At 69.4% G+C, this 10,957-nt stretch carries 10 protein-coding genes and 1 pseudogene; 4 read left to right on the plus strand and 7 right to left on the minus strand.

Features of this window, described 5'->3' with window-relative positions; translation table 11 throughout:
• Positions 1–1,102 (plus strand): calcium-binding protein (locus VNS22_RS19225; protein WP_325735277.1); only part of this gene is annotated, 1,102 nt, incomplete at its 5' end.
• Positions 1,103–1,234: 132 nt separating this feature from the next.
• Positions 1,235–2,920 carry a calcium-binding protein gene (locus tag VNS22_RS19230; RefSeq protein ID WP_325735279.1) on the plus strand — a complete coding sequence of 562 codons (1,686 nt, stop codon included), beginning with the start codon at positions 1,235–1,237 and terminating at the stop codon, positions 2,918–2,920.
• Between the two features lie 145 nt (positions 2,921–3,065).
• On the opposite strand, the gene VNS22_RS19235 is transcribed toward VNS22_RS19230, so the two are convergent.
• Together VNS22_RS19235 and VNS22_RS19240 are read right to left on the minus strand one after the other, a co-directional pair.
• Positions 3,066–3,857: an inositol monophosphatase gene (locus VNS22_RS19235; protein WP_325735281.1), complete on the minus strand. Its 792-nt coding sequence runs from the start codon at positions 3,855–3,857 to the stop codon at positions 3,066–3,068.
• The gene (locus VNS22_RS19240; RefSeq protein WP_325735283.1) at positions 3,854–6,046 is read right to left on the minus strand and encodes an ATP-dependent RecD-like DNA helicase; all 2,193 of its coding nucleotides are present in this window, start codon (positions 6,044–6,046) and stop codon (positions 3,854–3,856) included. Before VNS22_RS19240 ends, VNS22_RS19235 begins: the two co-directional genes overlap by 4 nt.
• 155 nt (positions 6,047–6,201) lie before the next feature.
• On the opposite strand from VNS22_RS19240, the gene ugpQ reads away from it, so the two are divergent.
• Complete coding sequence (gene ugpQ / locus VNS22_RS19245; protein WP_325735295.1) at positions 6,202–6,933, plus strand: glycerophosphodiester phosphodiesterase; 732 nt, start codon at positions 6,202–6,204, stop codon at positions 6,931–6,933.
• A 36-nt stretch (positions 6,934–6,969) separates the two neighbouring features.
• Here the strand turns inward: ugpQ and lexA are convergent, their stop codons facing one another.
• Entirely contained in the window at positions 6,970–7,677 is a 708-nt protein-coding gene (gene lexA, locus VNS22_RS19250; protein ID WP_349261842.1) for a transcriptional repressor LexA, read from the minus strand.
• 50 nt (positions 7,678–7,727) lie between these two features.
• Between lexA and VNS22_RS19255 the strand changes: the two genes are divergently transcribed.
• Positions 7,728–7,868 carry a hypothetical protein gene (locus VNS22_RS19255; RefSeq protein ID WP_325735287.1) on the plus strand — a complete coding sequence of 47 codons (141 nt, stop codon included), beginning with the start codon at positions 7,728–7,730 and terminating at the stop codon, positions 7,866–7,868.
• A gap of 22 nt (positions 7,869–7,890) precedes the next feature.
• Here VNS22_RS19255 and glp read toward each other — a convergent pair whose 3' ends face one another.
• From glp to VNS22_RS19275, 4 genes and pseudogenes are all read right to left on the minus strand, one after another.
• Positions 7,891–9,117 (minus strand): gephyrin-like molybdotransferase Glp, encoded by a 1,227-nt coding sequence (glp, locus tag VNS22_RS19260; protein ID WP_325735289.1) that lies wholly within the window; start codon positions 9,115–9,117, stop codon positions 7,891–7,893.
• Positions 9,114–9,617 (minus strand): cyclic pyranopterin monophosphate synthase MoaC, encoded by a 504-nt coding sequence (gene moaC, locus VNS22_RS19265; RefSeq protein WP_414653386.1) that lies wholly within the window; start codon positions 9,615–9,617, stop codon positions 9,114–9,116. Before moaC ends, glp begins: the two co-directional genes overlap by 4 nt.
• Positions 9,593–10,387 (minus strand): indole-3-glycerol phosphate synthase TrpC, encoded by a 795-nt coding sequence (gene trpC / locus VNS22_RS19270; protein WP_325735293.1) that lies wholly within the window; start codon positions 10,385–10,387, stop codon positions 9,593–9,595. Before trpC ends, moaC begins: the two co-directional genes overlap by 25 nt.
• Positions 10,384–10,957: pseudogene (locus VNS22_RS19275) on the minus strand (anthranilate phosphoribosyltransferase); the annotation flags it as partial. The gene trpC and the pseudogene VNS22_RS19275, both read right to left, overlap by 4 nt.

A 10,957-nucleotide genomic window follows, 5' to 3' on the forward strand; every position in this document is an offset into this window, starting at 1 on the left:
CGAGGATCTGTTCGGCCGGATCTCGCTCTCGAATGGCACGACGCTGGGCCTGGCCGAGCTGGACAACAATGGCGACGGGGTGATCGACGGGGGTGACCGGGGCGTGGTGCTGCAGGAGGACGGCCTGCTGATCGACATCGCGGCGCTGGCGCGGTTCCACCATGCCGACCGGTTCGATCCGCTCGGTCCCTCCACCCTGCTGCTGGACGGCATCCAGGAACTGACCGTCGACGACTTCATGCGCCGCCCGACCGAGGGCGCCGACGAGATCGTGGCGACCTCGGCGGCCGACACGCTCCGCCTGGGCGGCGGCGACGACGTGGCCCGCGGCGCCGAGGGCGACGACGTGCTGATGGGTGAGGCCGGCAACGACCGGCTGTTAGGCGAGGCCGGCAACGACGTGCTGGCTGGCGGTGCCGGCGACGACCTCCTGTCCGGCGGCAGCGGCGCCAACCGCCTCATGGGCGGTGAGGGCAGCGACTTCCTGGAGGGCAGCGGGCAGCCGGGTGCCTCGGGCGACTTCATGGCCGGCGGGGCCGGCAACGACCGGATCCAGGGTGGCCGCGGCAATGACGTGATCCAGGGCGGTGATGGCGACGATGCGCTGGCCGGCCGGCGCGGCAGCAACCAGGTGTGGGGCGGGGCCGGCGACGACCTGATCGAGATCGGCATGGACGATCGGATCCATGCCGGGATCGGCGACGACGTGGTGCAGGTGGCGAGCCGCCGGGACCATGAGTATGTCCGCCGCTCGGAGATCACGCTCGGCAGCGGGCAGGACCGGTTCGAGATGACCGGCAAGGCCGATGAGCGCTACGGCCGGGGCTTCCATACGCTGCTCGACTTCCGCCCAGGCGAGGACCTGCTGGGCGAGCTCGGCTTCGGTGAGGGCCGGACGATCGGCTTTGCCGAGCTGGACGGCAATGGCGACGGCGTGGTCGACCAGCGCGATCAGGGAGTCGGCTTCAGCCAGGGCGGCCTGATGATCAATCTGCATCAGGTGGCCGAGCAGACCCATGGCGCGTTCACGATGAACGGGCCATCGGCGCTGCGGCTGGTCGGGGTGGATGCGCTGCGGCCGGAGGATTTCGTCCAGGGATGAGGTACAGCGGACAGGCTTGCCGAATATTGCTGCAGCATCACAAAAACATTGCCGATCGTACATGAATACGATTGACCTGATGGCTCTCCTCGCACATCCCTGGCAGTAACCTTCATCAGCAGGGGATAGGCCGTGGCGCAGCTGACCGGCACCAACGGAAACGATCGGATCGTCGGCACTGCAGGCAACGATACAATAGACGGCCTGCGCGGCCACGACGTGCTTTATGGTCGTGGCGGAAACGACACGCTCTACGGCCGTCTCGATAATGACCAGATCTACGGCGAAGCCGGCAATGATCTGGTGAGCGGTGGCCCTGGGGACGACTTCATCTACGGTGGCGACGGCCGCGACCGCCTGTGGGGCGATGACGGCCATGACAAGATCTGGGGCGGTGCCGGCAGCGACGACCTGTATGGCGGGTCGGGCGACGACGTGCTGCGCGGCGAGGCCGGCAACGACAAGCTGTGGGGCCAGGACGGCTTCAACATGCTGAGCGGTGGCGACGGCGACGACGAGCTTTATGGCGGCAATGGCCGGGACCGGCTCTGGGGGGATGCGGGCAACGACAAGGTCTGGGCCGGCCAGGGCAATGACGACCTGTATGGTGGGGCCGGCAACGACGTGCTGCGTGGCGAGGGCGGCAACGACAAGATCTGGGGCGATGCCGGCTTCGATTCGCTGAGCGGTGGTGCTGGCGACGACACCATCCTGGGCGGCGACAACCGCGACCGGATCTGGGGTGATGCCGGCAATGACCAGCTCTATGGGCAGCACGGGCCGGACGACCTGTATGGTGGCGTCGGCGACGACCTGGTGATGGGCGGGGATGGCAACGACACGCTCTATGGCGGCGACGGCGGCAGCGTATGGGGTGAGCATGACGGCGGCGTCAGCCAGAACGAACAAGGGGAGCTCATCCAGGACGGCAATGACCGGCTGGAAGGCGGTGCCGGTGATGACCGGATCTTTGCCGGGCTGGGCGACGATCTGATCCAGGGCGGCGACGGCAACGACTATATCGAGCCGGGTGCCGGTCTGAACATCGTCTATGCCGGTGCCGGCGACGACGAGATCGCCATGCCGCATGAAGGCTGGTTTGATGAGCAGATTGGCAGCGGCTCGATGATTCTGTTCGCCGGCGACGGCAATGATCGTGCCCTGGGCGGCTGGCAGGACGACAATTTGCGCGGCCAGGGCGGCAATGACACGCTACTTGGTGGCTATGGTGACGATCGGCTGGATGGTGGCGACGGCAACGACTTCCTGAATGGGCATACCGGCGCGGATCGGCTGATTGGAGGAAATGGGGACGACACGCTCAAGAGTGGCGAAACTCAGTCCGAGTGGGGGACGTCGATTCTGTCGGGAGGAGACGGAAACGATACGTTCATCTACGATATGTATGGAAGCCTCGACTCGGTCGATAGCCCCAACAATAGTTTCTTCTACATCAATGATTTGATTTCCGATTTCAGCGAAGGTGATAAGCTCTCGATTTCATGGGGGCAGTATTCTGCTGCGGACGATGCAAGCGAACATTACAATTTCAATTTTGATGATCTTGACACGAACTCAGATGGCTCAATCACGGATGCCGATGATGCGGTGACGACGGAATGGGCATCGTTCATGGGCGATGTTGAACAGAGCCTAGTCATCGACATAGGCAAGTTCTTTGGATCCGTGCAACTCGAGTACCGGGGTTCTGATGCTCCTGTCGATCCGCCGCCACCCACTGGAGAGAGCTGGGGCAACGGCACCATCACCCTGTTCGGCGTAACCAGCCTCACCGCGAACGATTTCGTAGTGGGTTAACGTCCGCGCAGACTTGCTGGAGTGTACTAGGGAAATGCCCGGCTCCTGCATGTGCAGAATGCCGGGCAGCGCCCAAGTCTAGGCGGCGCCGGCCAGCCCGGCACCGCCGTCCCTTGGAGTCACACGGTCCGGGCGGCAGACGGACTCAGCCGTCCAGCGTGAGCCCGGTCACTTCCTCGATCACGTCGCGGATGCCGGGTGCGCAGGCGGCGGCGGGGCGGGGCTTATCGTAGGGGTGGCCGTCCTTGGTGAAGTCGACCACGCAGCCGCCGGCTTCCTTCACCAGCAGCAGGCCGGGCACCACGTCCCAGGCGTTGGTGAGCATGGAGACGCAGGCGTCGAAGCGGCCGTCGGCGACATAGCCCAGTTTCAGCGCGGAGGAGCCCAGGCGGCGGTGGTCCATGCCCTTGCGGATCGCCGCTTCCAGCATGTTGGTGTAGACCGGCGGGTCGAGCTTGAAGTTGAACGACAGGGCCATGGTGGCCTCGTCAGCCCGGCTCGTGCTGGCGCAGCGGATGCGCTGGCCGTTCAGGTACGCGCCCTTGCCGGCCTCGGCGGTCCAGAGCTCGTCGCGGTTCGGGTCGTAGGTGAAGGCGAGGGTGGGCTTGCCGTCCTCGACATAGGCCAGGAGCACGCCCCAGTAGTCGAGGCCGGCCAGGTAGTTGGCGGTGCCGTCGATGGGATCGATGATCCACATCCGGTCCTTGGCACCGGACGCGCCGAACTCCTCGCCGAGGAAGCCATCCTCGGGGAACAGGGCCGCGATATGCTCGCGGATGATGGTCTCGGTCTCGCGGTCAGCGCGCGAGACCAGGTCCTGGCGGCCCTTCTTCTCGATCACGAGATCGCCGCGGCGCCGGAACAGGTCGAGAGCGTGGGCTCCACCCTTGCGCACGGCCTCGATGCCGGCCTGCATGCGGCGCTCGTTCGAACTCATGACGGGACATGCTCCTTGGCGAATACCTGGTCGAGGCGGGCGATCAGGCCGGTCTGGCGATGGCGGCCGGCACCGCTCTCCACCGCGCGGCCGATAGCGTCGGGCTCGCCCAGCAGGACCACCAGGCGCCGTGCCCGCGTCACGGCGGTGTAAAGCAGATCACGCCGCAACATGCGACCATGCTCGCGCGACAGGAGCACGATCACCGCCGGGTATTCCGAGCCCTGCGCCTTGTGGACGGTGACCGCATAGGCGGGCGTGAGCGCGTCCAGCTCGCCGCCCTCGTAGCTGAGCAGCCGGTCGTCGAACGCCGCCTGCAGCGCGTTGCGCGACGGATCGACCGCGACCACCCGGCCGACATCGCCGTTGGACAGCTCGCGCTCGTAGTCGTTCTCGATCTGCATGACCCGGTCGCCCACTGCGAAGCGCAGCTCGCCGCGGGTGACCACGCCCACCGGGTCGGGGTTGAGCAGGGCCTGGAGGAAGCGGTTCAGCTCGATCGTGCCCAGCGCCCCCCGGTTGGTCGGCACCAGGACCTGGACGTCCTCGACCGGGTCCAGGTGGAAGGCCTTGGGCATCCGGTCGGTCAAAAGCTGCTTCAGCTTCTCGCGCGCTTCTTCGGGATTGGCGGCGCGGATCGCGTAGAAGTCGCCCAGCGTCTCGCCGCGGCTGGTCTCGGGCGGCTGGCCGGTGACGATCCGATGCGCGTTGGCGACGATCCGGGACTCCGCCGCCTGGCGGAAGATCTCGACCAGGCGCACCACCGGCAGGTGGCCGCAGTCGATCAGGTCGCCCAGCACCCGGCCGGGGCCGACCGAGGGCAGCTGGTCGATGTCGCCCACCATCAGCAGGGCGGCATGGTCGGGCAGGGCATCGGTCAGGGCCGCCATCAGCTCGGTGTCGACCATGGACGCCTCGTCGACCACGAACAGGTCGCCTTCCAACGGACGGTCGGCGTCGCGACGAAAGCCGTGGCCGGGCTCGGCCTCCAGCAGGCGGTGCAGGGTCGAGGCCTCGTGGCCGGTGCTCTCGTGCATCCGCCTTGCCGCCCGGCCGGTTGGCGCTGCCAGCACCACCCGGCCGCCGGCCCGCTCCACCGCGGCCAGGATCGCGCGCACGATCGTGGTCTTGCCGGTGCCGGGACCGCCGGTCACCACCAGGAGGCGGCTGGTGAAGGCGCGGCGCACCGCCTCCTCCTGGGAGGGTGCCAGCTCCAGGCGGAGATATTTGGCGGCGGCTGTCACGGCACTGGCCTCGTCGCCGCTGCGCCAGGGGGGGCCGCCTGCCGAGAGCACCGCGAGACGGGCCGCGATCCGGCGCTCGGCCCGGTCCAGCTCGGCCAGGCCCAGCAGGTCGCCCTCGCTCGCGACGACGTGGCCGGCATCCAGCGCCCGCTCGATCCCGGCATCGGCCAGGGCCTCGTCCACGCCCAGCAGGTCCAGGAGGCGGCCGCGCAGGTATCCACGCGGAGCCTGGGTGTCGCCCTGGCCTTGCGCCAGCTCCTCCAGGACGTGGCGCAGTGCCGCGGCGACCCGGTCCGGATCCTCCTGGGCGCGGCCCAGCGCCAGGGCGAAGCGGTCGGCGGTGGCAAAGCCGATGCCGTGGATCTCGCGGGCCAGCGCCCAGGGGTCGGCGGCCAGATGGGCCACGGTGCGCGGGCCGAAGGCTTTCAGGATCCGTGCGGCCTTGGCACCACCCAGGCCGTGGCTGTTCAGGAACAGGAGGGCCTCGCGCTCGCCGGCCAGACCCTGCCAGGTCTCCGCGATCCGCTCGGCCAGGCGCGGCCCCACGCCCTCGACCGCGGCCAGCTCGTCCGGCCGCGTCTCGATGATCTCGGGCAGGCGGTCGCCGAACACCCGCACCAGCCGGTGCGCCAGGACCGGGCCCAGCCCCTTGATCCGGCCGGACCCGAGAAAGGCGATCAGGCCCTCGCGGGTGGTGGGGGCCGCGGCATGGACCATGCTGGCGCGGAAGCGGCGACCCCAGCTCGGATCATCCTCGAAGCCGCCCAGAGCCTTGACCGCATCGCCTTCCTGGAGTTCCAGGCCGGTGCCGACCAGCGTCACGCTGTCGCCTGTCTCCGAGCGGATCCGGAGCACGGTCCAGCCGGTCTCCGCGTTGCGGAACACCACCCGCTCGACCGTGCCGGCCAGTTCCTGGGCGGGCGATTCCGACCCCGGCAGCGCCACGGTCAGCCGCCGGACTGCGCGTGGTTGTCGGTTGCGTGTGGCCGCACCCCGCCGCTAGTGAGAGGCTTAGATTTGCGCGCCTGGAGATCTTCTGGATGACGGTAGAACAATGGCCGGTATGGAAGTCCGGGCTGACGGCCGTGCCGACCCTGCCGATGCCGTTCGTCGTAGGCCACCGCGGTTCCTCTGCTCACGCGCCGGAAAACACCTTGTCGTCCATTCGCAAGGCCGCCGCGCAGGGCTGCCGCATGGTCGAGTTCGACGTCAAGCTCAGCCGCGACCGCGTGGCCTTCCTCATGCATGATTCCGCCCTTTCCAGGACCACCAACGGAAGGGGCTGGGCGGCCCGCCGTGATTGGGAGGAGATCCGGGCGCTGGATGCCGGATCGTGGTTCTCGCCCGAGGCCGCGGGCGAGCATCCGCCCTCGCTCGAGGAGGTGGTGGAACTGCTGGTCGAGCTGGACCTGCAGGCGAACATTGAGATCAAGCCCTGCCCGGGACGGGATCTGGAAACCGCCGAGGTGGTGTGTGGCGAGCTGAAGCTGCACTGGCCGGACAGCAAGGCGCCGCCGCTCCTGTCCTCGTTCTCCCGCGCCTCCCTGGAGGCGGCCAAGCGGGTGGCACCTTACTGTCCGCGCGGGCTCCTGGTCGAGCGGCTGCCGCGCGACTGGCGCCAGGCGATGGAGCGCCTGGGCTGCTCCACCCTGCACATGAGCCAGAAATACGCCGACCCGGCGCGCATCGCCGAGCTCGGCGCGGACGGCGTGCCGGTGCTGGTCTATACGGTGAACGATCCGGACCAGGCGGCCAGGCTGCGCCGGGCAGGTGCGGCGGCGGTGTTCACCGACGCACCCGACCGGCTGCTGGCGGCGCTCCAGACGGCGTGACCGCCGCACCGACCTGCGAGGCGGCGCCATGCCGCCTCAGTAGCGGCGCATCAGCCCGACCAGCCGGCCCTGCACCTTGACCTGGTGCGGGCCGAAGATCCGGGTCTCGTAGGTCGGGTTGGCGGCCTCCAGCGCGATGGAGGCGCCGCGCTTGCGCAGGCGCTTGAGCGTGACCTCGCGGTCCTCGATCAGCGCCACCACGATCGCGCCGTTCTCGGCGGTGTCGCTGCGCTGGATGACCACGAGGTCGCCATCGGCGATCCCGGCATCGACCATCGAATCGCCCTTGACCTGGAGGACGTAGTGCTCGCCCTCGCCCAGCATGAACTGCGGCACGTCGATGGTGGTGGTGGTGTCGGCCAGGGCCTCGATCGGTGTGCCGGCGGCGATCTTGCCGTAGAGCGGCAGGTCGAGCCCGGCATGGCGCAGGGCTGACGGCGGGGTGGCAGGCGCGCGGCCGGGCTCAGTCGGCAACTCACGGCGGAACCGGCCACGCACCACGTTGACCGGCGACTCCGCTGCCGGCTCGCCGGCCCGGTCGCGCACCAGCTCGATCGCGCGGGCCCGATAGGCCAGCCGGCGCAAATAGCCGCGCTCCTCCAGGCCGGAGACCAGACGGTGGATGCCGGACTTGGACTTCAACTCCAGCGCCTCGCGCATCTCGTCGAATGACGGATAGATGCCGTGCTTCTCGTGGTAATCCTGGATGAACAGTACGAGCTGTCGCTGACGGCCGGTGAGCACGGAGGGCGACCCCAATTCAGAGCTCCGTCAAAAGAACGGAACAGGCACGAATGTTCTATGGACGTTCCCGTGTCGCGTCAATGATTGCCAGACATTTCCAGAACGCATTCAACGCGTTGATGGGAGTCGTCGCGATCCTGATCGAATTGCGGCCGGACGAACTGGAGGCTGAACCAAGCGGGGCTGAGTGAAGCGGGGCCAGGAAGGCCGGGGTCAGACCGGAAACCGCGGCAGCTCGCTCAGTACCTCGGCCAGCAGCACCACCTCGACCTTGGCGCCCACTTCGGCCGGCCCGGCATGGGGCGGGCGGACGATCAGCGCGTCGGACCGCGCCAGGGTCGCGAACATCGAGCTGTCCTGGCGCTGGGCGGCATGCACCGCCAGCCGTCCTTCCGGCAGCTCCTCCAGCATGCCGCGCAGATAGTCCTGGCGCCGGTCGTTGGCCGGCAGCGGGCGGGAAAGCGGCAGCTTGCGGACCGGCAGGGCCGGGTCCTGGCCCAGCATCGTGCGCAGGGCACCGCGCAGGAACAGGATGGCGCAGACCGCGGAGCTGACCGGATTGCCGGGAAAGCCGATCATGGTGGTCCGGCCGAGCCTGCCCACCATCAGCGGCTTGCCCGGGCGCATCGCGATCTTCCAGAAGTCGAGGCGCATGCCGCAGGATGTCGCGACCTCCTGGACCAGGTCGTGCTCGCCCACCGAGGCGCCGCCGCTGGTGAGCAGGATGTCGATGTCGTCCAGGTTCCCGAACGCCGCGGCCAGGGCCGCGCGCTCGTCCGGCACGATGCCGAGGTCCACCGCCTCGCCGCCCCAGGCCTCGACCATGGCCGCCAGCGTGTTGGCGTTGCTGCTGACGATCTGGGCGGGGCCGGGCGTCTCGCCGGGCCGGACCAGCTCGTCGCCAGTGGACAGGATCGCGGCACGCGGCCGGCGGCGCACTGGCAGCCATGCATGACCCGCCGTGGCTGCCAGCCCCAGTTGCAGCGGCCCCAACTGCGTACCGGCGGCCAGCGCCAACGAGCCGGTGGTGAAGTCCAGGCCCTGGCGGCGCACGAAGCTGCCCGGTGCCACGGCTTCGGCGAACGTGATCCGTTCACCGTCGGCGGTGGCGTCCTCCTGGAGCGCCACCGCATCCGCACCGGCCGGGATCGGAGCGCCGGTGAAGATCCGCACGGTCTCGCCGGCACCGAGCGTACCGGCAAAGCCGTGACCGGCCACCGAGCGCCCGATCAGGCGCAGGCTCTGGCCAGGCAGGGCCAGATCGGCGGCACGGACCGCGTAGCCGTCCATCGCGGAAACGGGGCAGGGCGGCTGGTCGCGGCGGGCGGAGAGATCCTGGGCCAGTACCCGCCCGCGGGCCCGGTCCAGTGCCACCCATTCGGTGCCGGTCCGGCCGAGGCCTGCCAGGAGCCGGGCGCGCGCCTCCTCGACCGGGATCATGGCCCGGCCCGCCAGCTGCCCGAGCGGCCGCCGTCCTTTTCCAGCAGGCGGATGGCCTCGATCCGCATGGCGCGGTCGATCGCCTTGCACATGTCGTAGACGGTGAGCGCCGCCACGCTGACCGCGGTCAGCGCCTCCATCTCCACACCGGTCCGGCCGGTGACCTTGCAGACCGCCTGGATGTCCACGGCGGACGCGGCCTCGTCCAGACGCAGCTCGACCTTGACCGAGGAGAGCGGCAGAGGATGGCAGAGCGGGATCAGATCGGCGGTACGCTTGGCACCCATGATCCCGGCCAGCTGGGCGATCGCCAGCACGTCGCCCTTCTTGAAGCCCCGCGCCGCGATCCGCTGGAGGGTCGCAGGGTCCATGACCACCCGGCCCGCCGCCACCGCCCGCCGCTCGGTGACGTCCTTGTCGGTCACGTCGACCATCACCGCGTTGCCGGCGGCATCGAAATGGGTGAGATCGCCGCTCATGACCGGCCCAGGAGACGGCAGGTGGCGGCGGTGACGTCCGCTTCGCGCATCAGCGATTCGCCGACCAGATAGGCCCTGGCGCCCGCATCGCGCATCCGCAGGAGGTCGGCATGGGCATAGAGGCCGCTCTCGGCCACCAGGAAGCGGTCCGGCGGCACCATGGGCGCCAGCAGCTCGAAGGTGGCCAGGTCAACCCTCAGGCTCTTGAGGTTGCGGTTGTTGACGCCCAGCAGGCAGGTGTCGGGCAGGCGCAGCGCCCGCTCCATCTCCTGGGCGTCATGCACCTCGGCCAGCACGTCCATGCCGAGCTCCAGCGCCTGGGCGGCGAGCTCGGCCACCTGGCCGTCGTCCAGGCAGGCAAGGATCAAGAGGATGCAGTCGGCCCCGAGCTGGCGGCTCTCCGCGATCTGCCAGGGATCGAGCATGAAGTCCTTGCGCAGGGCCGGCAGACCGGAGGCCTGGCGGGCCTGATCGAGGAAGGCGTCGGCGCCCTGGAAGTAGGGTGCGTCGGTCAGCACCGACAGGCAGCTAGCTCCGCCGTCGCGGTAGGCCTGCGCCAGCCTGGCCGGGTCGAAGTCGGCGCGGATCAGGCCCTTGCTGGGCGAGGCCTTCTTCACTTCGGCGATCAAGGCGTGGCCGCCGCCGTCGCAGGTCCGGCGCAGGGCGGCGGCAAAGCCGCGCGGTCGCTCGTCCGGCAGCTCGGCCAGGAGCGATGCCATGCTGCGCGCCCGCTTGCCGGCGGCGACATGCTCGCGCTTGACCGCGCAGATCTCGGCCAGGACGTCGCTCATGCGCAGCTCCGCGTGATCTCGATCATCCGCTCGAGCGCCCGTGCCGCCCGGCCCTCGTCGATCGCCGCCGCGGCCACCCGTGCACCTTCCCGCAGGTCGCCGACCCTATCGGCCACCAGCAGCACCGCGGCCGCGCCGAAGACGATCGCATCGCGCAGCGGCCCGCGCTGGCCGGCCAGGACCGCGCGCAGGGCAGCGGCGTTGTACGCCGCGTCGCCGCCCTTCAGGTCCCCTGAGCGCGCCCGCTCGATCCCGGCATCCTCCGGGCCGACCTCGAATACGTTGACCTTGCCGTCCCTGACCTCGGCGACCAGCGAGGGGGCGGTGGTGGTCAGTTCGTCCAGCCCGTCGCGGCCATGCACCACCCAGGCGCGTTCGGCGCCGAGCTGCAGGAAGGCCTGGGCGATCGGCTCGACCCAGGCGGCCGCGGCCACGCCCACCACCTGGCGCTTCACCCCGGCCGGGTTGGCCAGCGGGCCCAGGAAGTTGAAGATGTTGCGCACGCCCAGCTCGGCGCGGACCGGACCGACATGGCGCATGGCCGGATGGTGGTTGGGCGCCATCATGAAA

The organism is Geminicoccus sp., assembly GCF_035556675.1.
In the GTDB taxonomy this organism is placed as follows: Bacteria; Pseudomonadota; Alphaproteobacteria; order Geminicoccales; family Geminicoccaceae; genus Geminicoccus.